We start from the raw sequence: 25,808 nt of genomic DNA on the forward strand, positions 1-25,808 counted from the left end.
CAGGGCCCGGTCCCCGGCCAGCGCGGTCACCACCGCCTGCTGCGCGGTGTCCAACCGCACCCCGCCGCCGACCGCCTCGGCTGCCGGACCTTCGACCTGGCTCGTGTCGCCGGCGTCCGAGCAGGCGGGGGCGGTGTCGGCGGTGGCGTCGGCGCGGGCGACCAGGCGCGCGGTCAGGTCGGCCTCGACCTCCACGACCTCGCGGGAGGTCAGCGCGCGGATGTGCTCGGGAACGCCCGGGACCTCGAGCAGGGGGACACACCGGCCCACGGTGCGGGCGGTCAGGTCTTCCGCCAGCTCCAACCGGACCCCGGCCTGGGCGACCAGGCCGGTGCGAGCGAGCAGCTGCTCGACCTCACCGCGCACGTCCGCGGCGTTCCACCCCGACCGCCGTGCCCCCAACCGGCTCAGCACCGCCGCGACCACGGCGTCACGATCCAGCGCGCCGATGGAGTACCCGCCCGGCATCGTGTCCGGCAGCGGACGGTTCTTGTCGGGACGCTTGGCGGCGTGGGGGGAACGTCCTGCGGGAACGTTGTCGGCCGGTGCTGGTTGCGGTGGGACGAAGCCGAGACCGGTCAGCTCCTGGACCCACCGTCGCGCCAGTTCGGTGCCGTCGCGCGGGACGACCTTGTCCGGGCGGGCCTCGGCCCACGCCCGGGCATCCCAGGACCGCCGCAGGCCCGGACCCGGCTCGACGCCCGGATGCCCCGCGCGCCACTGCGCCTCGTAACGGTCCACGTTCCGCCCGATCTGCGCCGCGCGGGCGCTGAACGGGCCCGCGTAGCCGGCCAGCTCCACGATCTCGCCGGACTCGGGTTCGAGGGTGTAGCCACGGGCGGCCAGCGCAGCGCGGAAGCCGGGATCGGTGATCATGGCGGCGTGGCCGATGCCGTTGATCGCCTCCAAGCTGTCACGCACCCCGACGGTGTGCAGGCCCCGCCACCGGCCCGCCGCGAACACCCGGGCGTTGACCTGCAGGTGCAGATGCCGATGCGGATCCCCCGCCCGCGACGTGTAGTGCCGCACCACCGCCGCCTCGATCCCCTGCACCGGGACCTGGGCCTGCCGGCCCCGCGGCCCCACCCGGGTGGTCGCATGCTGGGCCAGCCAGCCGATGATCTGGGCCGCGGCCCGGTCCTGCGCGCCGTCGTAAGCCCGGGAGATCTCCGGGTCGACCGCGGCCGCCAGCGACCAGGTCTTCGGACCGTTGACCACCACCTCCACGAACCGCACGCCGTGATCGTCGGTGCGCAGCCGACCCTTCGCACCCCCGGTGACCGGGTCGCGGCCGGCGACCCACGCCTCATAGGTCTCGCCGGACAGTGAACCGGCACGGCGCACGCCGTCGGGTGTGGCCAGGTAGCGCTCGGCCAGACCGGTGCCCTCGGCCAGGTAGTAGTCATCGGCCCGGGACCGGTCAGCCTCCAGGTAGTGACGCGCAGCAGCAGCAGCACCGCGGTAGACCTTCATCCCACCGTGCATTCTCGCCACCATTCAACGACAACCAACAAATGCCCTAGAAATGCGAACACGGACCGCCCAAAGGCGATCCGTCCCACTGACCTTTGTAGCATACGTGCCGCAACATTTGGGCCTTGAAATGCCTTGTGCGTAGGGAGTTTTCAGGAGTGTCGAAGTGGTCGTCGATGGTCAACGATATTCAACGAACTTGGGATTCCAGGGCGCATCTGCGAGGTCGATTACGTCAACGACGTTGATGAACTGGGCCAATACGCCGTGATGCTGGACATTACAATTTTGGCTCACGCGTCCCTTATGCCTCTGACAATTCACGCCCGGTCCGGAGCCGGCGCGGCGGGCCATCTTGCGCCGCGGGGCAAGGCCCGGTTCGCCTAGCTCGTGGCGCACCGCCACCGTCGCTTAAGGACAGTCATGGTGGTGGGCATGAGGGTCCGGGCAACGGCCCAGATGGCCGCTCCGCCGGGGCGTCCGGCGAGATGCTGGTCGTACCGACCTCGCTCGAGAGCGACGCTCCAGTCGGGGGCCGGTCGACAAGCGCACGCCTACCCGCCGGACTAGGCGTCCTGCGTCAGGCTGGCTCGGATATCCTTGATCCGCCGGTACAGCCGCATCGGATGTTCGGGGACCGCCAGGAACCCATGGTGGGCATAGAACCGAGCTGCCGCATCATCGATGGCGTCCACCACGACTAGCCGAGCAGCCGCGGCCTCACCGGCCGCCACGGCCTTGCGTAGCGCCTCGGCAAGCAGGAGGCCACCCAGGCCCTCCCCCTGACGACCGGCGTCCACCGCCAGTCGGGCGAGCACGGCCACGCCAACGGGGTAGCCCGGCAGTCCACGGACAAGTTGCCGCGGCGCGTCGGAGCGCAGCACCGACCCCATCGTCAGGCTGAAGTAGCCGACGACAGCTTCCTCCTGGATCAGGACGAACGTTCGGGCCGAGTCCATCCGCTGTGACGACAATGCGTGGCTGCGAAGCCACCCATCAAGCGCCTCCTGGCCCGATCGGAACGTGGAGACGTCGTGATCTGCGCCGAGTCGCTCCAGACACAGATCGCTCACGCCTCGGGCAGCTTCGGGTGCCGCTGAAAGAGGTCGCGCAGCTCCGCCACCGCCGTGGCCGGCTTGTCCAACTCCGCCATGAACCGATCAAACGCCTCATTCGACAGCGTCACGTCGCGGCGCTGCTCGATGACCGACGCAGCCCGCGCGGTCACGGTGTCGAGCAGGAAGGAGGTCACCGTGGCATGCTCCAGGTCCGCGGCCTCGCGGATGAGAGCATCCTGCTCCGGAGTCACCCGCACCTCCAGCCGATGCCGCTTGGGAACGTGAACAGCTGCGTCACTCATGCAGACATCATACCTTGTCCGGACGGCGTCCGGACAGATTGCTCCAGGCGTCGGTGATCGGGACGTGGCCAGCGATGTCAGCCGCGGAGGATGGCAAGGAGCTGTGCGTAAGTGCCGGCGAGGTCCCCGTCGACCGTGGTGATCACCCGAGTGCCCGGCCGCGCCGCAATGACGGCCAGCACCTCGTCGTGCGTCGCGGCGAGTTGCTCCCTTCCACCGCAGCGGCGTTGCAGTTCAGCGGCCTCCTGGTGAGCCGGGTCCACCGAGTCCTCCGAGCGACGTTCGAACCGGCGCACGACATCATCCCGGTCGCTGACAAGCGCGATCTCGACGAACTCGGCACCGAGGTCAACGGCGAGCCCGTCCAGGGTCTCAACGAAGTCCAACCGGCCGAGGTACTGCGGTACCACCACGTCGTGACCGGCGCGCAACTGGCTGCTGGCCATGGCCACGGCAAGCTGGCGAGCCAGCAAGCCAGACTCCATGGGCTGGTCGAGCCAGCGCCCAAGCATCCCGCGCACTTGATCGACATCCAGCACCAGAGCCAGCGGATGGTCCTCAGCGAACCGGCGCGCCAGGGTCGTCTTGCCGCTACCCGGCGCCCCGTTCAGCAGAATCAGTCGGGACACCCCTGCACCGTACGACCCGGCTTCCGGCCACTACGGCGGCCCACCGTGTCCAGCCGCCCCGCCGCCTCTCATGCCGGCGGCGAGGACGTGGACGGGATGCCTGGACGGACCATGACGAACCTCATGGACCATCCCGCCGACGGACCTGTCGCGACACCCACCGAGCGGCGATGGCAGAGCTTCAACGGGTCACCGCAAGCGAATCGCTTCATGCTCGCTGGGCAACACTGGGGCAACACGAGAGCCAGAAACTGCCCATTTCGGCCAACGTCGCTCCAGCATCAAAACCCGGCCTGACCTGCACTTTCGTCGAATTTCAGCGCCGGTCAATCATCGTCGGATGGCTCTCCGGAGGCGGGAGCGCAGGTTCGAATCCTGCCGGGGGCGCCACCTGAATTGCCACGCTGACCTGCGGTTTTGCCGCTTCGTCGGCGTCGAAGGTCTTGTTGCGCTGCGCGCCGGCCGGCGTGCGGTAGTGCGCCCGCCAGGTGACCTGTCCGTCGCGGAGGCGCTTCTCGATGCTGGCCATGGGTCATTGTCCCCTCGACCGCCCACAGGTGCCGAGCCTCATGGCCGGTCCGAACCTTCTTGTTCGTCCCGCTCCACAACCGTTGGTGCTGGTCACGCAGTGAGCTCTCGGATCGCTCATCGACTTCTCCTCGATTGGCCACGGACGCTCGTGGCGGGGTTCTGACTCCCGTAAGGGCGGGGCTGGGTCCTCCGTGCTCAGCTGGACGCCACTTGTCTGTGGCTGCCGTGAGCGGGCGGCTCGGATACCCCACTGCTGTTCACCGGCTACCGGGAGTGCACTTTCCGAAAGGTCTCGCCGAGCGTCTTCGACTCACCTTTTGTCACCGGCTTCGTTACATGTAACATAACGATATGACCAGTACACGTGAGCGGGTCCGCGAGCACCGTCGGCGGTTGCGCGCGCAGGGACTCCGACCCGTCCAGATCTGGGTCCCCGACGTGCGCGCACCCGAGTTCGCCGCGCAGGCTCACCGTCAGGCGGCCGCCGTCGCTGCCAGCGAGCACGAGGCCAGTGACCAGGCCTTCGTCGACGCCATCTCGGTCGATTGGACCGCTGAACCGCAGCCCGGCGAGTGAGGCGAGGGGACATCCACGTGGCAGCGGCGCGCGGTGCCTACACGGGCAAGCCAAGGCCGGTGGTCATCATCCAGGACGATCGATTCGACGCAACGGCCTCGGTGACGGTCTGCCCGATGACCACCAACCAGGTCGACGCGCCACTGATCCGGATCCCCATCCCGTCCAACCCCAGCACCGGGATCGAGCAGCCGAGTCAACTCATGGTTGACAAGATCACGACGATGCCCAGAGCGAACGTACGCGAGCGGGTTGGCCAGCTCGCCGATACCGATCGCGTCCGCCTCGACCGCGCACTCGTGGTTTTTCTCGGCCTTGCCGATTGATGGAGCGACTTCGTATTGACCGCTTCTGAGCCACCACTAGAGCTCGCGGCGGCGGTGCTCAGGCGTCTGTAACGCTTCCGTGTCCGCGCCCATGTTACGCTGTCGGTGGTTATCGATGCCCCCTGCGCCATGAGGATCGGTTACGGTCGCGTGTCGACACGCGACCAGCATCCCGAAGCGCAGCACGATCGGCCACCCCGGCGGGAACGGCTACCCGCCCGACACCGCGGCCCCCGGTGAACTTCAACGATTCATGTCCTGGCACGGTGACCTGCCGTTGCCCGAACAGGCGCGCAACTCCCGGATGGTAGGCCTGGCCGACCACGTGTTCGACGTTCGGGCACGGGCTAACTACTTCGACCTGAAAAACGCTGTCTCCAGCTGAGGAAGGCGTCTGCTTGCCCGGGCGGATGGGCGGATGGGCGGATGGGCGATGGCAACATTCCAGGCGGTCTATCACGCGAAGACGCGCGAGCCGCATTCGCAGATGCCATCAACAACATCACGGGTGTCAACACGGACTGCGGTGACGACGACCAAGTTGATGCGTCGTCGAACTACTCCGGTTACACCTCACTAGAGTCGAACATGAATAGCAGCGGAGACTGCCTGTCTCGAACCATATAAGCATGTGGGATGCTAGCGATCTCAGTACCAGCGTTCTCGCCAAAACTTGCTGGTGGTCGCCTGGAAAGCATCTACGTCGCCTGGAAAGCATCTACTTGGTGGGGCGCTGATCCTTCTCCCGGCTGAGGGTCTCGGCCGGGAGAAGGACCGGGTTACGGTAGGGCCTCATCCAGCCGGCCTCAGTGCGGTCGCCACGAAACGCCCGCCGTCGCAGAACATCTCCACCGTCAGCGGGCGGCCTTGGCGTAGCGCGGGGATCATGAGCTTGGCGCTGCGGCCCCCGATCGTCTGGTTGGTCACCCGGATCTTGAGGCTGAGGCTGGCGTACTTCTGCAGGGGCGGGAAGGTGCCCCGATCGGCCACGAACGTGATGACGTAGGGAGGCGGCGCGATCTGTCCTCTCCTGCCGGATACCTTGTTGACCGCCGTGAACTGCCCCGAGGCAGCGAAATGGCCGGATGCGGTGCAGGCGACCGGCTGGTACAGGACGCGTAGGTAGTCCGGCAGCACCGTGAGCTTCCCATTCACCCAGACATCACCGTTGGTAAAGAACGCGGTCTTGAGCGGCACGCCGGGGATCTTGAAGGCCGACATGCTCGCGCTGCCCGATGGGCCGTCCCCGTCGTCACAGCTGGGCTCATGCGCCACGCCCACCTTCTGCCCGGCTCGTGGCGTGCGAAGCAACTCGCCGACCGTCGAGTACGTGTTGCCGTCAAACTTCAGTTCGGCTGCGCAGGCCGCCTCGGAGACGCCACCGCGCTGGGTCGCGACCCAGGACCACACGCCCACGCCCCCCGCGGCCACAACCGCGGCCGCGGCCGCCGCCGCCCAGCGCCGTGACCACCGGGGGGCCGGCGAACGCCGAACGGCTTCTGCCGGTTCACCGGGCCGCTCCAGGGATTGCCACCGGTATTTGAGCGCCCCGTCCGCGGCCTCCTTCAGCTGCCGGCGAAGATCGTCCTCGAACTTGGTCATCATTGACGCCCCCTCGGGGGATACGGCGCTGGATCTGCGGTGGGATCGGCTTGGCCCAGCCGGGTCCGCAGTTTCGGCAGGGCTCGATGGATCACAGACCGGACGGTTGCCCGGGAGCAGGTGAGCACGGTGGCGATCTCGTCGTCGGGCAGGTCCGCGTAGTACCGCAGCACCACGGCGGTGCGCTCTCGGTCGCTCAGAGCCTTGAGCGCCTCGAGGAGCAGGATCCGGTCCTCGGACTCCTCGAGCTCATGGCTGTGCGGCGGATCCACCAGGCGGGGCATTGCTCTGCTGACGACGGCGGCGTGCCGCCCACGGCTGCGATGTTCGTTGACGATGGCACGGCGGACGTAGTGCGCCGGGTCAACGATCCCGTGCATGCCTCGGGCGGCAAGCCGCGCGAAGACCGATTGGACCAGGTCGTCGGCCTCGGCGACCTGGCCGCCCGTCAGCAGATAGGAGAACCTGACCAGGGCCGGCCCGTGCTGGGCCGCGAACTGTCCCAGGTCGTCGACCCGTGTCGAGTCGCCTCCTTCGATCTCCCTCACACCCTATAGACGCGCCAGAAGCCAATACTGTTGCGAACTCTGCATGAGATCGACCTCAACCCGGATCCCCCTCCTCCGCGGCGCGTCGGCCGGGTAGAGCAGTACTGATGCGCAGACCCGAACACGAACACTACGACATGCAAACAAATCCTTTCGGCCTCGGTGCATCGTCACGTGTCTCGGCCCAGAACGACCGCTTCTGAGGCGCCTCGCACTGCCTGAGGTGAGCATCCCGCACGAGGATCGGCCTACCGGGAGAGGTCGGGGGGATCCTGGATCCGGGCGAGGTGGCCGAACCTGGCCCGAACACCGCCCACCTGATCGCCGAGTCCGTCGAGCAGGCCCGCGACCAATGGGTCGCCGCAGCCGCCTATGTCGCGCCCACGCCGCCGAACTCGCCGTGCTCCCCCAGCGCCAGGTGCGCACGGTGCACGGTTTCGCCCTGGGCGCCGTAGACGTAGGTCAGCTCGACGTTCTCGCGGGATAGGGCGCGGGGAGGGTGCGCTGCCCGCCTCGACCGGTCACCGTGAGGGTGGCGTCGGCGCCGATGCCGGTGACGGTCCAGGTCTCCCGGTTGGCGACATCCAGGCCGCGGTCGTTGCGGCGGGTCGCCACCTGGTCGCCGACCCCGACCCGCTCGCCCGCTGCGGTGGTGACCGCGTTGTCGTCGTCGACGCGGCCGGCGGAGACCCGCCGGTCCCGGATCGCGGCGTTGAGTGTCGCGACCTGCTCGCGGGTGTCCGCGATCCGGTCCCGGGCCGATGCCTACTACCTAGCCGAGGGCAGCGGCCTGGGGCAGCACGAGTGCCAGAAACAGCCGATTTCGGCCAACGTCGCTCCAGCATAAAACCCGGCCTGACCTGCACTTTCGTCGATCTTCATCCCCGGTCAATCATCGTCGGATGGCTCTCCGGCGACGGGAGCGCAGGTTCGAATTCTGCCCGGGGCGCAAGAGGTCCAGCCCTCGCCGCAGCGAAGGGCTGGACCTTTGCGCGCTCCGGTCAGCGCTGGCTGGCGTCGCTCACCTCGCCCACCAGTTCCTCGAGCACGTCCTCGAGGAAGACGACACCGGTGACCGTGCCGTCCGGGTCGACGACGCGCCCCAGATGTGCGCCGGTGCGCTGCATCGTGGTGAGGACGTCCCGCACCTCGTCGCCGGCCGAGACCGTGGCCAGGCGCCGGACGCGCTTGGCCGGGATCGGCTCGTCGTGCTGCGCGTCATCGGCATACAGGATGTCTTTGAGGTGCAGGTAGCCGCGCAGGTCACCGCTGCGGTTGACGCAGGGATAACGCGAGAACCCCTTCTTGGCGATGAGCCGCTCCATGTCGTCGGGGGTGGCGCCCACCGGCAGGACCACCAGCTGGTCCAGGGGCACCGCGACGTCCGCCGCGACGCGGTCGCTGAACTCCAACGCACCGCTCACGAGCCCGTGCTGCTGCTCCTGGATGAACCCCTTCTCGCGACTCTCCGCGACGATGGACTGCACCTCTTCGACGGTGAACGCCGACGAGATCTCGTCCTTGGGCTCCACGCGCATCAGACGCACGAGCCCCTTGGCCGCCAGCTCCATCAGCCGGATGAGCGGTCGCAGCGCCCGCGTCAGGTAGAGCAGGGGCGGGGCGAGCATCATGGCTGCCGCGAAGGGGCCCGCGATGGCGAGGTTCTTGGGCACCATCTCACCGATGACGACGTGGAAGTAGGCCACGATCAGCAGCGCGAGGACCAGGGCGACGGGGTGCGCGAGTCCTTCGCCGAGGCCGAGGTGGTGCAGCTGTGGTGCGATCGCGGTGTGCAGGGCCGCTTCGGCGACGGCCCCGAGCCCCAGCGAGCAGACCGTGATGCCCAGCTGCGCGCAGGCCAGGAGTGACGCGACCTGCTCGAGGGCTTGCAGGGCCAGCTTCGCCCGCCTGCTGCCGGCGGCGGCCTTGGGCTCGAGCTGGGCCCGTCGTGCCGTCATCACCGCGAACTCCGACCCGACGAAGAACGCGTTGCCGAGCAACAGCAACAGCGACACCCACAGGGCAGTCCCGCGGCTCATGGGTCGGTTCCCGCCTCGTCGGCCGACGGGTCTGCGGGTATGTCGGTCCGCGCCTGCCCGTCGTCCCTCGCCCTGGTGCGGGACAGGGACGCGGTGGGATCCGTGGGGACGAACCGCAGCCGGTCGATCCGCCGCCCGTCCATCGCGGTCACCCGCACGATCCACCCGGGCACCGGGACCTGGTCGCCGACGGTGGGCACCCGGCCGAGCGCGGCCATGATGAAACCGCCCACCGTCTCGTAGGCGGCGCCATCAGGCACCGGCGCTCCGACCTGGTCGCGGACCTCGTCCGGGCGCCACATGCCGGGGACGGTCCACGAGCCGTCAGCCATGGCACGGCCGGTCGTCGCGCCACGGTCGTGCTCGTCGCTCACCTCGCCGACGATCTCCTCGATCACGTCCTCGAGCGTCACGACGCCGGACGTGCCGCCGTACTCGTCGACGACCACCGCCAGCTGGAATCCGGCGGCACGCAGGAGCAGGAGCAACGGGTCGAGCCGGATCGTCTCGGGCACCAGCAGCGGGTCGGTCATCAGGGCCGAGACCGGCACCTCGGCCCGGCGCTCGTGCGGCACCGCGATGGCCCGCTTGACGTGCACCAGCCCGTCGATGTCGTCCCAGTCGTCCCCGATCACGGGAAACCGCGAGTGCCCTGTCTCGCGCGCCAGCAGCAGCACGTCGGCGGCAGACGCGGTGCGAGGTGCGGCGGTGCAGCGCACCCGGGGGCTCATCACATCGGCGGCGGTCTGCTCGCCGAAGATCAGCGAGCGCGTGACCAGCCTGGCCGTCCCTGGCTCGAGGGTGCCCGCTTCCGCCGAGCGGCGCACCAGCGACGACAGCTCCTGCGGGGTGCGGGCCGCCGACAGCTCTTCCTGCGGGGTGATGTGCAAGGCCTTGAGGATCAGGTTGGCCGAGCCGTTGAGGAGAACGATCAGCGGCCGGGTGAGGACCGAGAAGATCCGCACGGGCACGGCGACCACCTTTGCCGTCTGCAGCGGCGCCGAGATGCCGAGGAACTGGGGCAGCAGCTCGCCGCACACCATCGAGAACGCGGTCGCGAGCACCAGCGCCACCGTGGTCGAGGTGGGCGCCACTGCTCCCTCGGGCAGCCCGACGGCCCGCGCCGGCGCCTCGAGCAGCTTGCCGACGGAGGGCTCCACCAGGTAGCCGACGACCAGGGTGGTCAGGGTGATACCGACCTGGGCGGCGGACAGCTGGGTGGACAGCTGCCGCAGCGAGGTGAGCACCGGCCCGGCCGCCTGGTCGCCCCGGGCACGAGCGCGCTCCACGGTCGGCCGGTCCAGTGCCACCAGGGAGAACTCGGCGGCGACGAAGAGCGCGGTCCCGGCGGTCAGCACGACCCCGGCCAGGACCAGTAACCACTCCGTCATAGTGCGGCAATCGTAGGGGGGCCGCGACGGCCTTGACGCATTGTACGGTGCTTCCTAATATGGCCGTACAAATCTCGGTGATCGGAGCCCCGTGCACGTGCCACCCCGTCGTCCCGGCGAGAGCGCCTACCGGGTGCTCGCCCAGGCCCTGCGCGACGCCATCCGGCAGCAGCGCTTCGGTGACGACCAGCCTTTGCCGACCGAGCTGTCCCTGGCCGAGGAGCACGGCCTCTCCCGGCAGACGGTGCGACGGGCCTATCAGGACCTGGTCGCGGAGGGTCTGGTCTACCGGGTGCCGGGTCGTGGCACGTTCGTGACGGCACGCGACCACCGCTACGGCCGGTCCTTCGCCTCGGTCGAGGACTTGATGAATCTCACCCTCGACACCGAGCTGGAGGTGGTCAGCCCACTGGTCGGGGGGTATGACGCGTCCGCGGCGGTCCGCTTGGGTCTGGAGACCAAACACCTCTACCTGACGTCGTTCCGCCGGCTCCACCGGGGCGAGGCGTTCTGCCTGACCCACGTCTACCTGCCGTCCCGGACCGGTCAGCAGCTCGAGCACCTGCCCGAGGTCTCCGAGGTCGGACGACGCAGCAAGGTGACCGTCATCGGCCTGCTCGAGGCGCGCGGCAACGACATCGCCTCCGCGGAGCAGGTGATCAGCGCGGTGGCAGCGAAGCGGGCACAGCACCTCGCGCTCGGCTGCGCCTTGGGGTCACCGCTGCTGCACATCGAGCGGGTCTACTTCGACCCTCGCGGCGAGCCGCTGGAGGTGGCCGTCAGCGACTACCTTCCGGAGCACTACAGCCACCGGATGCGCCTGGGGCGGGGGTCCGGTGTCCATGACTGAGCATGCGGCGAGTCGCCCGAGCCGCCTTCCCCTTCCGCTCGCGGGGACCACGGTGGTCTCACTGGAACAGGCGGTGGCCGCGCCGTTCGCGACCCGACAGCTGGCCGACCTCGGCGCCCGGGTGATCAAGGTCGAGCGTCCCGGCGCCGGTGACTTCGCCCGGGGCTACGACGAGACAGTGCGCGGGATGTCGAGCCACTTCGTCTGGCTCAACCGCGGCAAGGAGTCCATCGCGCTCGACCTCAAGAGCGAGGCGGGTCGAGCGGCCGTCCACCGCCTCGTGGACACCGCCGACGTCTTCGTGCAGAATCTGGCCCCCGGTGCCGCGGAGCGCCTCGGTCTGGGCGCGGAGGTCCTGCGCGCGGCCCGCCCGGAGCTGGTGCACTGCTCGATCTCCGGCTACGGCGCCGGTGGGCCCTACACCACCAGGAAGGCCTACGACCTGCTGGTCCAGTGCGAGGCCGGCCTGCTGTCGGTGACCGGAACCCCCGATCAACCGGCCAAGGTCGGCATCTCGGTCGCCGACATCGCCGCCGGGATGTATGCCTACAGCGGCATCCTCACGGCGCTGCTTCGCCGTGGGCGCACCGGTGACGGCGCGACCCTCGAGGTGTCGATGCTCGAGGCGCTCGCCGAGTGGATGGGGTTCCCGATGTACTACGCCGAGTACGGCGGCGCGTCCCCGACCCGCAGCGGCGCGTCCCACGCGGCGATCGCGCCCTACGGCCCGTTCCACTGTGCCGACGGCGACCAGGTCTTCCTCGGCATCCAGAACGAGCGCGAGTGGGCCGTCTTCTGCTCCGACGTCCTGGGTGACCCCGCCCTCGCGGCCGATGCAGAGTTCGCCACGAACACCCACCGGGTCGCCCACCGTGACCACCTCACCGAGCGGATCGAGGCACGATTCGCCACGCTCCCGGTGGGCGAGGTGGAGCGCCGCCTGGAGGCGGCCGGGATCGCCAACGCACGGTTGCGCGACCTCGCGGGCCTGGTCGGCCACCCCCAGCTGCGAGCCCGCGACCGCTGGCGCGAGGTGGACACGCCCGTCGGTCCGGTGCGGGCGCTGCTCCCGCCGGTCACCGTGCGGGGACAGGAACCAGCGATGGGCGCGGTGCCCTCCCTGGGACAGCACACGGAGCGCATCCTGGCCGAGCTCGGCCTGCCGACTGACCCCGGTGCGGAGGAGGACCGATGAGCCGCACCACCGGCGTCGCCGAGTCCCTGGCTGGTTGGGCCGAGCGCTTCGAGGCCGACGACGAGGACCTCGCCCTGGCCGACCGGGCACTGCTCGACACGGTGTCGGTGGGCCTCGCCGCCCGGGACCAGCCGATCCTGTCGATCGTCACCAGTCTGCCGGAGGTCGCCCGCTGGGCGGTCGCCTGCCACATCCTCGACTTCGACGACCTGCACCTGCCGTCGACGACCCACATCAGCACGGTCTGCGTGCCCGCAGCCCTGGCGAGCGGTGGAGGCCCGCGTGCCTACCTGGCCGGAGCCGGTGTGATGGCCCGGCTCGGCACTGCCCTGGGATGGGAGCACTACTCCCGCGGCTGGCACGCCACGACCACCGCCGGTGCGCTCGGTGCGGCCGTGACCGCGGCGGTCGCCGCGGACGCACCGGCCGACGTGATCGCGGCCGCGATGTCGCTGGCCGTCCCGGCCGCGGGCGGCGTGCAACGCGCGTTCGGCACCGACGCCAAGTCGATCCAGGTCGGCCTCGCCGTGGACGCCGGCAGGCGGGCCGCCGGCCTGGCGCTGGCCGGTGCGACGGCGGACCCGCGTGCGGTCGACGAGTGGCTGCGGTTGCTGGGCGGGCGCCCGGACCGGGTCGAGGCCACCGACTCCGCCAGGCCGGCCGTCCCGGACGGCCTCGCCATCAAGATCTATCCCTGCTGCTACGCTCTGCAGCGGCCGATCAGCGCCCTGCTCGAGGCCGGTGCCACCTCGCTCGACCCGGCCGCCTTGCGACGGATCGTGGTCCGCACTCCCGCCGGCACGGTCGCGCCGCTGGTGCACCACCGACCGCAGACCGGTCTCGAGGGCAAGTTCAGCCTCGAGTATGCCGTCGCGGCAACCCTGCTCGACGGCCAGACCGGTTTCGCGTCCTTCACCGACGAGGCGGTGCGACGGCCGGCAGCCCAGCGCCTGGTGCAGCTGGTCGAGGTCGAGCTGTCCGATGGCGGCGACGGGCTGCTGTCCGGCCGGGTCGAGATCGAGCTGCATTCGGCCGGGACGAGCACCGTGTGCGACCTACGGCTTCCACCCGGGGCACCGCAGCGGCCGCCGACCGGGCCGGAGCTGGCCCGCAAGCTCGAGGACTGCCTCTCCGGCACCGGCCTCGATCCGGCTGCCATCACGTGGGACTCGGCCGCCGCCCTGCTGCACCACCACCTCCCACCCACTGCGCCGGCAACGTCATCGCCCACCTCGCCGACCTGACCGCCGATCCCAGGCACACGTCATACCCAACCCCCGACCCGATGGAGAGCAGCTGATGGAAGGCCTGACCGAGGAAGAGGTCGCCGTCGTCGACACCGTGCGTGATTTCGTGGACCGCGACGTGAAGCCGGTGGCCCAGGAGCTCGACCACACCAACACCTACCCCGAACGCCTCATCGGGACGATGAAGCAACTGGGCATCTTCGGTCTGGCCGTCCCCGAACCCTGGGGCGAGGCAAGGGTTTCCACGCCTTGTTACGTGCTGGTGACCGAGGAGCTGGCTCGCGGCTGGATGAGCCTTGCCGGTGCAATGGGCGGGCACACCGTCGTCGCCAAGCTGCTCATCGACTACGGCACCCGGGAGCAGCAGGACCGCTACCTGCCCCGTATGGCGACCGGAGAGCTGCGCGCGACCATGGCCCTCACCGAGCCCGGTGGCGGGTCCGACCTGCAGGCGATGCGCACCCACGCCCGACGGGAGGGCGACGCGTACGTCGTGGACGGCTCGAAGACCTGGATCACCAATGCCCGCAAGGCCGGTCTCATCGCGCTGCTGTGCAAGACCGACCCCACCGCCGAGCCGGCACACCGGGGCATCAGCATCCTGCTGGTCGAGAAGGGACCGGGGTTCAGCCTGTCCCGCGACCTGCCCAAGCTCGGCTACAAGGGCGTCGAGAGCTGCGAGCTCTCCTTCGACGACATGCACGTCCCCGCCGAAGCGCTCCTGGGGGATGCTGAGGGACAAGGCTTTTCGCAGATGATGCGAGGTCTCGAGGTCGGCCGGCTGCAGGTGGCCGGACGCGCCCTGGGCGTCGCTCGCGCGGCGCTGGAGGACTCGCTGCGCTACGCGCAGGAGCGGGAGAGCTTCGGCCAGCCGATCTGGAAGCACCAGTCGGTCGGCAACTACCTGGCCGACATGGCCACCAACCTGACCGCCGCACGGCAGCTCACGCTGTTCGCCGCCCGGCGGTACGACTCGGGCGAACGCGCCGACCTGGAGGTCGGCATGGCCAAGCTGTTCGCCTCCGAGGCCGCGATGGAGATCGCCCTGTCCGCGGTGCGGATCCACGGCGGTTACGGCTACTCCACCGAGTTCGACGTCGAGCGCTACTTCCGCGACGCGCCGCTGATGATCGTCGGGGAGGGCACCAACGAGATCCAGCGCAACGTCATCGCCGGGCAGCTGGTCAAGCGTGGCACGGTCCGGCCCTGAGATGACCGACTCGACCCCGCTGCTGCGCCGCACCGAGACCCTCGCTCCCGAGCCTGTCGAGTCCCTCGCCGGGGTCCTCGACCTCGACCTCGAACCAGCGGCCACCGCGACGGTGCCGCCGTTGTGGCACTGGCTCTACCTGCTCGACCGGCGACCGCAGCGCGACCTGGGGCCGGACGGGCACCCGAGCTCCGGCATACCGGCTCCTCCCGGCCCCGGCCGGCCGCGCATGTTCGCGGGCGGTCGAGTGACCACCCACGCCCTCCTGCGGCTGGGCGAGGAGGCGACCCGCACCTCGTGGGTCGCCGAGACCCACCAGAAGCAGGGCCGCAGCGGTCCACTCACGTTCGTCACCGTCCGCATCGAGATCGAGCAGCGGGGCCGGCTTGCCGTCACCGAGGAGCAGGACATCGTCTACCGGGCACCCTCCCGCGCCACCCCGGAAACGGCGCCGAGGCGGCAGCGACGACCAGCGGCGACGATGGAGCGGAGCGACCCTGTCGCCGAGAAGCTGCGGCAGGAGCCGCAGCGCCAGCCCTCGCTCGAGCTCGACGTCACCCCCGTCCTGCTCTTCCGCTTCTCGGCGCTCACCTACAACGCGCACCGCATCCACTACGACCGCGAGTGGGTCCGCCGGGAGGGCTACGACGACCTGGTCGTCCACGGGCCCCTGCAGGCGTTGCTCATGGGCGACCTGGCGCGACGCCACGGGGTCTCGCTCCTCGGGCGCGAGTTCGCCTACCGCCTCGTCTCCCCCATGGTCGGACCCCAGCGGCTGCGCGTGCAGGCCGGCGACGAGGGCCTCCACGCCGGAGCGGAGACCCGGTCCGCCGCCGGGCACCTCACCGCCGTCAGCTCCCTGCGCTGAGCGCCGCGCCCTCCCGCGGGGAAGGGACTTGCCCGCACGCGGCGTCAGGATGGTGAGATGGGTCCATGACCGCATTCGGGGCACCGTCATGACCATCGCCGAGACCGACCGACCCGTCGCCGCGAGTCGCGAGGGCCGCCGCATCGAGATCACCGGCCTGACCAAGCGCTTCGGCAGCTTCGTGGCCGTCGACGACCTCAGCTTCAGCGTGGCGCCGGGCCGGATCACCGGGTTCCTCGGGCCCAACGGCGCCGGCAAGACCACGACGCTGCGGATGCTGCTCGGCCTGGTCCAGTCGACCAAGGGCACCGCGACCATCGGGGGTGAGCGGTATGCCGACCTGCCCCGTCCGCTGCAGACCGTCGGCGCCGCCCTCGAGGCCACCAACTTCCACCCCGGACGCACCGGGCGCGACCACCTGCGCGTGCTCGCGGCGAGCGCCGGCATCGGCGACGCGCGCGTCGACGAGCTGCTCGAGCTGGTCGGCATCCCGGCGGTAGCCCGCAAGCGGGCCGGGGGCTACTCGATGGGGATGCGCCAGAGGCTGGGCCTGGCCGCGGCGCTTCTCGGCAACCCCGACGTGCTGATCCTCGACGAGCCGGCCAACGGCCTGGACCCGGAGGGCATCCGGTGGCTGCGCGGTTTCCTGCGTCACCTCAGCGCCGAGGGCAAGACGATCCTCGTCTCCAGCCACATGCTCCAGGAGGTCGAGCAGACCGTCGACGACGTCGTCATCATTGCCAACGGCCGGTTGGTCCGGCAGGGATCGATCGCCGAGCTGCACGGCGACCCGAAGGCCATGGTGCGCACCACCGACGCCGATGCCCTGGCCCGCGCGCTGGCCGCCGGCGGCCTCAGTGCACGGGCGCTCGACGGCCAGCGCCTCGAGGTGGTGGGTGACGACCTGACCCGGATCGGCGACCTCGCTCTCGAGGCGCGGCTGCCGATCCATGAGCTGCGTGCGGACGAGACCGACCTCGAGGCGCTGTTCTTCGCCCTGACCGACTCGCCGGAGAACCGCAACCGCAACCTGGAAGGTGGTGCGGCCGACCACCCCGCCGCCGAGACGCCCGAGGAAGGGGTGATGCGCTGATGGTCGCCACCATCTCCTCGGAGTTCCGCAAGTTCTTCACCACCCGCCTGTGGTGGGGCATGGCCATCGGCACCTTCGTGGCCGCGGCGGCCTTCGCCGGGCTGTTCGGGGCACTCGCCAGCCGGACCGGTCTCGGTGACCCGGCCCAGGGCGGCATACCGCCCATGAGCGACCACCAGATCGCGGTCAACGTCTACTCCTCGGGCGTCTCGGTCGGCTACCTGCTGACCCTGGCCATCGGGGTGCTCACGATCGGCTCCGAGTATCGGCACAAGACGATGACCAGCACCTTCCTGGCCACACCCCGGCGGGTCACGGTGATGTGGGCCAAGGTCATCTCGCTGCTCGGCATCGGCGGCCTCTACGGCGTCGTGTTCATCATCGGGTCGGTGGCCGTCGGGGCGACGGTGCTGTCCGTCCGGGGCATGCCGGCCTTCGCGGGCGCCGGTTCGATCGTCCGCACGCTGGTGCTCATCCTGCTCGTGCTCGGCCTGTGGGCGCTGATCGGGCTGGGGGCCGGCATCCTGATCCCCAACCAGGTCGCCGCGTTGCTCATCGCGATCGGAGTGGCCTGGATCGTCGAACCCATCGCCGGCGCGCTGCTGTCGACCCAGAGCTGGGGCGCGGGTGTGGCCCAGTTCCTCCCGAGCCGGGCCACCACCGCCGTGCTGCAGAGCTACAACGGCGGGGGCGAGGCCGAGCAGCTGTCGTGGTGGGCCGGAGCCCTCGTGCTGGCGGCCTACGCCGCCCTGATGGCTGGGATCGGGTCCGCCCTGACCGTGCGTCGCGACATCTCCTGAGCGCCCGGACCAGGGTCCTCCAGACGCTGCCGCGCGGTGGGGGCGCAAGACGGGCAAGACCACGCGGAGCCGAGCACATGAGAGACACGTCACGGGGCTAGGCTGGGCGTGTTACTGGTCCCGTGACCCCAGACGCAATGAAAGAGGCGCATCCGCCGTGTCAGCCCAGCCACCCAGCAACGACCCGATGGCGGCTTTCGGTCCGAACGAGTGGCTGGTGGACGAGCTCCACCAGCAGTACCTCAAGGACAAGAACTCCGTCGACGAGGCGTGGTGGGAGTTCTTCGCGGCCTACGACCCGGAGACGGGCACCTCCAACGGAGGCACCTCCGCGAGAGCCGACAGCCAGAAGCCCGCCGCCGCGAAGTCCGGCACCCAGAAGCCCAGCACCCCGAAGCCCGGCGATGCCAGGGCTGACGGTGGCCAGCGGGGGGCCGCCGAGTCGGCCGGGGGGTCGTCCACCGGCACCGTCGGGAAGGCGCCCGACACGAAGCCGGCGCAGGCACCCGCCAAGAAGGAGCAGCCGGCGTCCGCCCAGAAGGCCCCGGCGGCTCCCGCCGAGAAGAAGCCCAGCACGCCGGCCGAGGCCGCACCACCGAAGCCCCGCGAGGCACCCGCCCCCAAGGCCGCCGGCCCGCAGAGCGAGTCCGAGATCGTCCCGTTACGAGGTCCCGCGGCCCGCATCGTGGCCAACATGGACGCCAGCCTCACGGTGCCGACGGCCACCAGCGTGCGGGCCGTGCCCGCCAAGCTGCTCATCGACAACCGCGTGGTCATCAACAACCACCTCTCCCGCGGCCGCGGGGGCAAGGTGAGTTTCACCCACCTCATCGGCTACGCCATGGTCAAGGCCCTGGCGACCATGCCGGAGATGAACTACGCGCTCGGCGAGGCGAAGGGCAAGCCGGCCCTGGTCAAGCCTGCCCACGTCAACTTCGGCCTGGCCATCGACCTGCAGAAGCCCGACGGCAGCCGCACCCTCGTGGTGCCCAACATCAAGTCCGCGGAGACGATGGACTTCACCCACTTCTGGAGCGCCTACGAGGAGCTGGTCCGCAAGGCGCGCGACAACAAGCTCGGGGTCGACGACTTCGCCGGCACCACGATCAGCCTGACCAACCCGGGCGGTATCGGCACGGTGCACTCCGTCCCGCGGCTGATGAAGGGCCAGGGCACGATCATCGGGGTCGGTGCGCTGGAGTATCCCGCCGAGTGGCAGGGCGCGAGCACCGAGACGCTCAACCGCAACGCGGTCAGCAAGATCCTCACGCTGACCTCGACCTATGACCACCGGGTGATCCAGGGCGCCGTCTCCGGCGACTTCCTGCGCGTGATCCACCAGCTGCTGCTGGGCGCCGACGGCTTCTACGACGAGATCTTCGAGTCGCTGCGGCTGCCCTACGAGCCGATCCGCTGGATCCAGGACATCTCGGTCAGCCACGACGACGACGTCAACAAGACCGCGCGGGTGCAGGAGCTCATCCACTCCTACCGTGCCCGCGGACACCTGATGGCCGACACCGACCCGCTGGAGTACCGCCAGCGTCGCCACCCCGACCTCGACGTCACCACCCACGGCCTGACCCTGTGGGACCTCGACCGCGAGTTCGCGACCGGTGGTTTCGGCGGCCAGCCGATGCTCAAGCTGCGCAAGATCCTGGGCATCCTGCGTGACTCCTACTGCCGCACCGTGGGCATCGAGTACATGCACATCCAGGACCCCGACCAGCGCCGCTGGATCCAGTCCAAGGTGGAGGTCCCCTATGCGCGCACCTCGTCCGACGAACAGCTGCGGATCCTGCGCCGGCTGAACGCGGCCGAGGCGTTCGAGACGTTCCTGCAGACCAAGTTCGTGGGGCAGAAGCGGTTCAGCCTCGAGGGCGGCGAGTCGGCGATCGCGGTCCTCGACCGGATCCTGTGCCGGGCCGCCGAGGACGACATGGAGGAGGTCTGCATCGGGATGCCGCACCGCGGCCGCCTCAACGTCCTCGCCAACATCGCGGGCAAGTCCTACGGCCAGATCTTCCGCGAGTTCGAGGGCACGCAGGACCCCAAGTCCGTGCAGGGCTCCGGCGACGTGAAGTACCACCTCGGCACCGAGGGTGAGTTCACCTCCGAGGCCGGCAAGGCGACCAAGGTCTACCTTGCGGCCAACCCGTCGCACCTCGAGGCGGTCAACCCCGTCCTCGAGGGCGTGGTGCGGGCCAAGCAGGACCGTCTCAACCTCGCGGGCGAGGCCTTCACGGTGCTGCCGGTGCTGATGCACGGTGACGCGGCGTTCGCGGGTCAGGGTGTCGTCGCCGAGACGCTCAACCTGTCCCAGCTGCGCGGCTACCGCACCGGGGGCACCGTGCACGTGGTGGTCAACAACCAGGTCGGGTTCACGACCTCGCCGTCGTCATCCCGCTCGTCGTTCTACTCCACCGACGTCGCGCGGATGGTGCAGGCGCCCATCTTCCACGTCAACGGCGACGACCCGGAGGCGTGCGTGCGCGTCGCGGAGCTCGCCTACGACTTCCGGCAGAAGTTCAACAAGGACGTCGTCATCGACCTGGTCTGCTACCGCCGGCGCGGGCACAACGAGGGCGACGACCCCTCGATGACCCAGCCGCTGATGTACAGCCTCATCGACGCCAAGCGCTCGGTCCGCAAGCTCTACACCGAGTCGCTGATCGGCCGGGGCGACATCACCGTGGAGGACGCCGAGGCCGCGCTGAAGGACTACCAGCAGCAGCTCGAGCGGGTCTTCGTGGAGACCAAGGAGGCGAGCAAGAAGCAGAGCGCTCCGCCGAGCGACACCAAGACCGACGACGAGGGCGACACGGGCACGGACCGGGAGGGGCACGGCGGCCTGGAGCGGCCCACGGCCCAGACCGACGACGACCAGGCTCCCGTCCAGCACCGGGAGACCGCCGTGCCGGCCACCGTGCTGCGCGAGATCGGCAAGGCCTTCGTCAACCCGCCCGACGGCTTCACCGTGCACCACAAGCTGCAGCAGCTGATGGAGAAGCGCGAGCAGATGACCCAGCAGGGCGGGATCGACTGGGCGATGGGCGAGCTGCTCGCCTTCGGCACCCTGCTCAAGGAGGGCACCCCGGTGCGTCTCGCCGGGCAGGACTCGCGCCGCGGCACCTTCGTCCAGCGCCACGCGGTGCTGATCGACAAGTCCACGGCCGAGGAGTGGACCCCGCTGCGCTACCTGTCCGACGACCAGGGCTACTTCTGGATCTACGACTCCCTGCTGTCCGAGTACGCCGCGATGGGCTTCGAGTACGGCTACTCGGTCGAGCGCCCGGACGCGCTCGTGCTGTGGGAGGCGCAGTTCGGCGACTTCGTCAACGGCGCGCAGACGATCATCGACGAGTTCATCTCCTCCTCGGAGCAGAAGTGGGCCCAGCACTCCTCCGTCGTGCTGCTGCTGCCGCACGGCTACGAGGGCCAGGGACCGGACCACTCGTCGGCCCGCATCGAGCGGTTCACGCAGCTGTTCGCCGAGGACAACATGACGATCGCCTACCCGTCGACGCCGGCGTCCTACTTCCACCTGCTGCGCAGGCAGGCCTACGCGCGGCCACGCCGCCCGCTGGTGGTCTTCACCCCGAAGTCGATGCTGCGGCTCAAGGCTGCGGCGAGCTCGGTGGACGACTTCACGACGGGCACGTTCCGGCCGGTGCTGCCCGACCGGGTCGAGCTCGACGCCCAGCAGGTCGACCGGGTGCTGCTCGCCTCGGGCAAGGCCGTCTACGAGTTGGAGGCGGAGCGCACCAAGCGCAAGGACGACAGGACCGCGATCATCCGGGTCGAGCGGCTCGCGCCGGTGCCGGCTGCCGAGATCGCCGAGGCGGTCAAGGCCTACCCGAACGCCGAGCTGGTCTGGGCGCAGGACGAGCCGATCAACCAGGGGGCGTGGCCCTTCATGGCGCTCAACCTGCCGCAGCTGCTGGCCCACCACGGCGAACAGCGGCCGCTGCGGGTCGTCGCCCGACCGGCCTCCGCGTCGCCGGCGAGCGGCTCGAGCAAGAAGCACGCCCTGGAGGAGCACACGCTCGTGGCGGCGGCCTTCGACCGCTGAGGTCGGCCGGCCGGTGCTCATCCCGGACCGCTTTGCTTCGTCCGGACCGCTTCTGCAGGCGGCGCAAGCGGTCCGGACGGAGCACCGGCCGTATGCCGTGGGCCCGAGGTGTCCGGCCCCGCCCTGTCATCCGGGGACACCTAGACTTTCGCGGGTGAACCCGCCAGAAAGTCCCCTGCCCGTCCTCAACCTGCCCGACGGCTGGACCGCGACTCCGGCCACCCTGGACCACATCGACCACCTGGTCCGTTTGTTGCGCGCCAAGGAGCAGGCGGCCGTCGGCCGGCCCAGTGCCACCGGCACGACCGTGCAGACCGAGCTGGTCGGCTGGGGCGCCCGCCCCCGCGAACATGTCGTGGTCTGGGAGCCCGAGCCCACGCCGGACCAGGGCCCCCTGCAGCTCGGCGAGCACCCGGCACGGGCTTGGGCCAGCGTGCACGACCGTGCCGCCGGTCGCTGCCTCGTGGCCGTGACCGTCGATCCCGAGCTGGACGAAGGCCTGGCGGACCGTCTGGCCGCCGCCCTCTTCGACTGGGCGGCCGAGCAGGGCCGCACGATCGCACGTTCCCGCGGTCTTGCCGGCACGCAGCTGGACAGCGGTGCGTTCGCCGAGGACCGCCGGCAGCAACGCTGGCTCGAGGCCGCCGGCTTCAGCAGGGCGCGCACCTGGTGGCAGATGACCCGCGAGGTCACGCCGGATGAAGGGGCCCCCGGAGCGATGCCCCCGCCCAGACCGGGAGTGGTGGTGCGACGGACCCGCCTCGGCGCCGACGGCCTCCCGGACCTGGACGACGTGCGGGCGGTGCACGACGTGCTCGAGAGCTCGTTCGCCGACCACTTCAACTCCTACCAGGAGACCTTCGAGGAGTTCGTGGTCCGCCAGCGCGAGAACCCCGGTCACCGGTGGGACCACTGGTGGCTCGCCGAGCTCGACGACGGCGACAGCGCCGGGCCGGACGGTTCGCCGGGTGCGGGCCGGCGACCTGCCGGAGCCGTCATCGCGACCACGGTGCCGGGCGGGTTGTCGCCCGAGGGCGACCCCCAGCCGGCGGGCAGCTACATCGAGTACATCGGCGTCCTCGCGAGCGCCCGCGGCCGCGGGGTGGCCAAGGCGCTGCTGCGCGCGGTGATCGCCGACGCCGCCCAGCGCGGCCGCGACCGAGTCGGCCTCGAGGTCGACGCCGACTCCCCCACCCGCGCCGACGCCCTCTATGGCTCGCTCGGCTGGCACACGGCATACCGGACGGAGTCCTGGCACCGCGACATCCTGACGTGACCGCAGCACGCCCCAGCACGTGCTGCGCGATAACCTCCGGGTGTGTACTTCACGGACCGAGGGATCGAGGAGCTGACCCAGCGCCGGGGTGAGGAGTCGGTCAGCCTGGAGTGGGTGGCCGACCAGCTGCGCCTGTTCGTGGACCTCAACCCCGAGTTCGAGACCGCGGTCGAGCGCCTGGCCACATGGCTCGCCCGGCTCGACGACGACGATGACGAGGACTAAGACGTGAGCTTCGGCAGCACCGACGCGGACCCCGAGTTCAACCCGAGCGCGGAGTTCCACATCGAGGACGGCCCGCGCGACATCGGGCTGGTCTTCGTGGGCGACTCGTTCGTGGCCGGCTACGGCGACCCCAAGGCCCTCGGCTGGGTCTCGCGCGTCGTCGCCCGCACGCCGGTCGGTGAGAACGACCTGACCGCCTACAACCTCGGCGTCCGGGGCGACTCCTCGGCCGACGTCCTCGCGCGCTGGCGGGCCGAGTGCAACCCCCGCTGGAGCAAGCGCAGTGAGCGCCGCCTGGTGTTGGGGATGGGTGTCGAGGATCTCGAGACGGGCATGACGACCGCGCGCTCGCGGCTCAACCTCGCCAACGTCCTCGACGACGCTGCCGCGACGGGGATCGCCACCTTCGTGGTGGGCCCACCACCGTCCCAGGACCACGAGCTCAACACCCGCATCGAGGCGCTGGCCGAGGCGCAGGCAGATGTGTGCGCCCGGCGCGGAGTGATCTTCGTCGACTGTTTCCGCCCCCTCGTCGGACACGAGCAGTGGCAGTCCGACCTCGCGAGCGGCGACGGCCGGCACCCCGGCCAGGCGGGCTACGGCCTGATCGCCTGGCTGGTGCTGCACGCCGGATGGCCGCAGTGGCTGCGCCTGGATGCCTGACCGGACGGTACCGACGGACCACGCCAGCAGGCTTGCACTCACGATGTATCGCGTTATATCGTGACCTGACCCTCGCCATACAGGCAGGTATGGCGACCGCTCACCACGGTGACCGAGCAGGAGGACCCCATGGCGCAGGAATGGCAGATCGACGGGCCCAAGGTGCTCGACGTGGGCAGCGAGGACGAGGTCGTCCGCCAGTTGCGAGTCGGCATCGTGGGCGGCCGGCTCGACGTGGTGACCCATGACGACTCCCCTGCGGCACGGCTCGAGGTGCATGAGGTGGTCGGACGGCCGCTGCAGGTCACCTGGGACGGCTCGACCCTCAAGGTGGCGCACGTCAAGGAGGCCGACGGCAGCCTGTGGGAGGGGTTGCTGCAGATCGGCAAGGACGCCAGCAACCTGCGGGCCCGCATCAGCCTGTCCATCCCCAGCACCGCGCTGGTCAGGGCGAGCACGGTCAGTGCCGACGCCCTCATCACGGGCGTGCGCAACGAGGCCAAGGTCAACACCGTCTCGGGCGTGGTGACGCTCGACGACATCATCGGCGACGTCGACGCCAACACGGTGAGCGGCGAGATCGAGTGCCACGCGCTGAAGGGCGACTTCACCGGCAACTCGGTCTCCGGCTGCCTCACCGTCCTGGCCAGCGACCTGCAGGACATCAATCTCAACACGGTGAGCGGTGACATCGCCCTCGACCTGGCCGACGGCGAGGCCAAGATCAGCTCCAACTCGGTCTCGGGCGACGTGACCGTCCGGGTGCCGCAGGGCCGGGGCTACGACGTGCGCGCCCAGTCGGTGAGCGGGCAGGTCATCGTCGATGGCACGTCATACTCCCCGAAGGAGGACTTCAAGCGGGAGATGGCGGCGTTCAAGCAGGAGATGGCCGCCATGAAGGACGAGCTCAAGACCGCCCTGAAGGGCCACAAGAAGGCAGCCAAGCAGGCGGCGAAGGGTGGCTGGGCCGCCCCGCCTCCGCCCGAGCCGCCGAGGCCGCCGCACCCGCCGACACCGCCCAGGAGCGGAGGCCGGCTGCGCGACGGTGACGGTGCCCTGCAGATCAGGGCGGTCTCCGTCTCCGGCGACGTCATCGTGCTGCGCGCCGATGCGGACCCCGCCGCCCACGGCTCGGCGCCGGCCACGTCCGACCGGTCGGGGGGCTGAGCAATGGCCGTCTTCGCCCACGGACAGCTGCGCCTCTACCTGCTGGCGCTGCTGTCCGAGGGACCGCGCCACGGCTATGAGGTGATCCGGGCCCTGGAGGAGCGGTTCAACGGCCTCTACTCCCCCAGCGCGGGAACCGTCTACCCTCGGCTGGCCAAGCTGGAGGAGGAAGGTCTCGTCGAGCGCGCCGAGGGTGAGGGTCGCAAGCTGACCTACCGCATCACCGACGCGGGCCGGGCCGAGGTCGAGGCGCGCCAGTTCGACCTCGCCGACCTGCAACAGGACCTTGACCACACCGTGCGCGAGCTCGCCCAGCAGGTGCGCCAACGGGTGCACGTCAGCTCGTCCGACCTGCGCGCCGAGCTCAAGGAGGCGGCCAAGCAGGCCCGGCGCACCGCGACTCCGGCAGGTGGGGCACCTCCCACGAGGCCGCGGCCTCCGTCGGCGGACGCCGGCATGCGCGGCCCCGCGGCACGTGACCTCGAGTCGGCCATCAACGCCTTCCGGTACGACGTGCGCGACGCCATGCGCCGCGTCACCGTCGACGACCGGACCCGGCAGGAGGTGCTCGACATCCTCACCGACGCCGGGCGCCGCATCCGCGAGGTGCTGGCCAGGCAGCAACCCTGAGCACCCCCGGCACCACGGGTAGGGTTGGGGCGCCCGC

General features: G+C 70.2%; 25 protein-coding genes. 15 read left to right on the forward strand and 10 right to left on the reverse strand.

Going from position 1 to position 25,808, the window contains the following annotated elements; genetic code table 11:
* From mobF to FCN22_RS17005, 5 genes are all read right to left on the reverse strand, one after another.
* Positions 1 to 1,485, reverse strand: a 1,485-nt coding sequence (gene mobF / locus FCN22_RS16985) for a MobF family relaxase (protein ID WP_162308245.1), incomplete at its 3' end; no start/stop codon positions are given.
* 554 nt (positions 1,486 to 2,039) lie between these two features.
* Complete coding sequence (locus FCN22_RS16990) at positions 2,040 to 2,432, reverse strand: GNAT family N-acetyltransferase (RefSeq protein ID WP_137122755.1); 393 nt, start codon at positions 2,430 to 2,432, stop codon at positions 2,040 to 2,042.
* Positions 2,433 to 2,542: 110 nt separating this feature from the next.
* A complete protein-coding gene (locus FCN22_RS16995; protein ID WP_137122756.1) occupies positions 2,543 to 2,833 on the reverse strand; it encodes a type II toxin-antitoxin system TacA family antitoxin in 291 nt (96 codons plus the stop codon).
* Between the two features lie 77 nt (positions 2,834 to 2,910).
* Positions 2,911 to 3,462 carry an AAA family ATPase gene (locus FCN22_RS17000; protein WP_137122757.1) on the reverse strand — a complete coding sequence of 184 codons (552 nt, stop codon included), beginning with the start codon at positions 3,460 to 3,462 and terminating at the stop codon, positions 2,911 to 2,913.
* A gap of 316 nt (positions 3,463 to 3,778) precedes the next feature.
* Positions 3,779 to 3,991, reverse strand: coding sequence for a hypothetical protein (locus FCN22_RS17005; RefSeq protein ID WP_137122758.1), 213 nt, complete (start codon positions 3,989 to 3,991; stop codon positions 3,779 to 3,781).
* Positions 3,992 to 4,344: 353 nt separating this feature from the next.
* Here FCN22_RS17005 and FCN22_RS17010 point away from each other — a divergent pair, with 353 nt between their 5' ends.
* Positions 4,345 to 4,569: an antitoxin MazE-like protein gene (locus FCN22_RS17010; protein WP_137122759.1), complete on the forward strand. Its 225-nt coding sequence runs from the start codon at positions 4,345 to 4,347 to the stop codon at positions 4,567 to 4,569.
* Positions 4,566 to 4,895 carry a type II toxin-antitoxin system PemK/MazF family toxin gene (locus FCN22_RS17015; RefSeq protein ID WP_137122760.1) on the forward strand — a complete coding sequence of 110 codons (330 nt, stop codon included), beginning with the start codon at positions 4,566 to 4,568 and terminating at the stop codon, positions 4,893 to 4,895. Before FCN22_RS17010 ends, FCN22_RS17015 begins: the two co-directional genes overlap by 4 nt.
* 792 nt (positions 4,896 to 5,687) lie before the next feature.
* On the opposite strand, the gene FCN22_RS17020 is transcribed toward FCN22_RS17015, so the two are convergent.
* The 5 genes from FCN22_RS17020 to FCN22_RS17035 all read right to left on the reverse strand — a co-directional run bounded on the left by FCN22_RS17020 (position 5,688) and on the right by FCN22_RS17035 (position 10,475).
* Complete coding sequence (locus tag FCN22_RS17020; protein WP_137122761.1) at positions 5,688 to 6,500, reverse strand: DUF6281 family protein; 813 nt, start codon at positions 6,498 to 6,500, stop codon at positions 5,688 to 5,690.
* Positions 6,497 to 7,045 carry a sigma-70 family RNA polymerase sigma factor gene (locus tag FCN22_RS17025; RefSeq protein ID WP_137122762.1) on the reverse strand — a complete coding sequence of 183 codons (549 nt, stop codon included), beginning with the start codon at positions 7,043 to 7,045 and terminating at the stop codon, positions 6,497 to 6,499. The genes FCN22_RS17020 and FCN22_RS17025 overlap by 4 nt, the downstream gene beginning before the upstream one ends.
* A 462-nt stretch (positions 7,046 to 7,507) precedes the next feature.
* The gene (locus FCN22_RS21675; protein WP_162308246.1) at positions 7,508 to 7,660 is read right to left on the reverse strand and encodes a hypothetical protein; all 153 of its coding nucleotides are present in this window, start codon (positions 7,658 to 7,660) and stop codon (positions 7,508 to 7,510) included.
* Between the two features lie 386 nt (positions 7,661 to 8,046).
* Positions 8,047 to 9,084: a hemolysin family protein gene (locus tag FCN22_RS17030; RefSeq protein ID WP_137122763.1), complete on the reverse strand. Its 1,038-nt coding sequence runs from the start codon at positions 9,082 to 9,084 to the stop codon at positions 8,047 to 8,049.
* Positions 9,081 to 10,475, reverse strand: coding sequence for a hemolysin family protein (locus FCN22_RS17035; protein ID WP_137122764.1), 1,395 nt, complete (start codon positions 10,473 to 10,475; stop codon positions 9,081 to 9,083). Before FCN22_RS17035 ends, FCN22_RS17030 begins: the two co-directional genes overlap by 4 nt.
* 91 nt (positions 10,476 to 10,566) lie before the next feature.
* Here FCN22_RS17035 and FCN22_RS17040 point away from each other — a divergent pair, with 91 nt between their 5' ends.
* The 13 genes from FCN22_RS17040 (at position 10,567) to FCN22_RS17100 (ending at position 25,771) form a co-directional block, all read left to right on the forward strand.
* Entirely contained in the window at positions 10,567 to 11,325 is a 759-nt protein-coding gene (locus FCN22_RS17040; protein ID WP_202911647.1) for a GntR family transcriptional regulator, read from the forward strand.
* Positions 11,318 to 12,520 carry a CaiB/BaiF CoA transferase family protein gene (locus FCN22_RS17045; protein WP_137122765.1) on the forward strand — a complete coding sequence of 401 codons (1,203 nt, stop codon included), beginning with the start codon at positions 11,318 to 11,320 and terminating at the stop codon, positions 12,518 to 12,520. Before FCN22_RS17040 ends, FCN22_RS17045 begins: the two co-directional genes overlap by 8 nt.
* Positions 12,517 to 13,764: an MmgE/PrpD family protein gene (locus tag FCN22_RS17050; RefSeq protein ID WP_137122766.1), complete on the forward strand. Its 1,248-nt coding sequence runs from the start codon at positions 12,517 to 12,519 to the stop codon at positions 13,762 to 13,764. The genes FCN22_RS17045 and FCN22_RS17050 overlap by 4 nt, the downstream gene beginning before the upstream one ends.
* A gap of 55 nt (positions 13,765 to 13,819) precedes the next feature.
* A complete protein-coding gene (locus FCN22_RS17055) occupies positions 13,820 to 14,977 on the forward strand; it encodes an acyl-CoA dehydrogenase family protein (RefSeq protein ID WP_202911648.1) in 1,158 nt (385 codons plus the stop codon).
* Between the two features lies 1 nt (position 14,978).
* A complete protein-coding gene (locus FCN22_RS17060) occupies positions 14,979 to 15,845 on the forward strand; it encodes an FAS1-like dehydratase domain-containing protein (protein ID WP_137122767.1) in 867 nt (288 codons plus the stop codon).
* An 88-nt stretch (positions 15,846 to 15,933) separates the two neighbouring features.
* Positions 15,934 to 16,938: an ABC transporter ATP-binding protein gene (locus FCN22_RS17065; protein WP_137122768.1), complete on the forward strand. Its 1,005-nt coding sequence runs from the start codon at positions 15,934 to 15,936 to the stop codon at positions 16,936 to 16,938.
* The gene (locus tag FCN22_RS17070; protein WP_137122769.1) at positions 16,938 to 17,738 is read left to right on the forward strand and encodes an ABC transporter permease; all 801 of its coding nucleotides are present in this window, start codon (positions 16,938 to 16,940) and stop codon (positions 17,736 to 17,738) included. The genes FCN22_RS17065 and FCN22_RS17070 overlap by 1 nt, the downstream gene beginning before the upstream one ends.
* 187 nt (positions 17,739 to 17,925) lie before the next feature.
* Complete coding sequence (locus tag FCN22_RS17075; RefSeq protein WP_137122794.1) at positions 17,926 to 21,810, forward strand: multifunctional oxoglutarate decarboxylase/oxoglutarate dehydrogenase thiamine pyrophosphate-binding subunit/dihydrolipoyllysine-residue succinyltransferase subunit; 3,885 nt, start codon at positions 17,926 to 17,928, stop codon at positions 21,808 to 21,810.
* Between the two features lie 154 nt (positions 21,811 to 21,964).
* Positions 21,965 to 23,086 carry a GNAT family N-acetyltransferase gene (locus FCN22_RS17080; protein WP_238384804.1) on the forward strand — a complete coding sequence of 374 codons (1,122 nt, stop codon included), beginning with the start codon at positions 21,965 to 21,967 and terminating at the stop codon, positions 23,084 to 23,086.
* Between the two features lie 42 nt (positions 23,087 to 23,128).
* On the forward strand, positions 23,129 to 23,311 hold the full coding sequence (locus FCN22_RS17085) for a DUF6104 family protein (RefSeq protein WP_137122770.1): 183 nt from the start codon (positions 23,129 to 23,131) through the stop codon (positions 23,309 to 23,311).
* 3 nt (positions 23,312 to 23,314) lie between these two features.
* Complete coding sequence (locus FCN22_RS17090; protein WP_137122771.1) at positions 23,315 to 23,974, forward strand: GDSL-type esterase/lipase family protein; 660 nt, start codon at positions 23,315 to 23,317, stop codon at positions 23,972 to 23,974.
* A gap of 108 nt (positions 23,975 to 24,082) precedes the next feature.
* Positions 24,083 to 25,141, forward strand: a complete 1,059-nt coding sequence (locus FCN22_RS17095; protein WP_137122772.1) for a DUF4097 family beta strand repeat-containing protein — start codon at positions 24,083 to 24,085, stop codon at positions 25,139 to 25,141.
* 3 nt (positions 25,142 to 25,144) lie between these two features.
* A complete protein-coding gene (locus FCN22_RS17100; RefSeq protein WP_137122773.1) occupies positions 25,145 to 25,771 on the forward strand; it encodes a PadR family transcriptional regulator in 627 nt (208 codons plus the stop codon).
* The last annotated feature ends 37 nt before the right edge of the window (positions 25,772 to 25,808 follow it).

The organism is Segeticoccus rhizosphaerae, from assembly GCF_005222685.1.
Lineage (GTDB): Bacteria > Actinomycetota > Actinomycetes > Actinomycetales > Dermatophilaceae > Segeticoccus > Segeticoccus rhizosphaerae.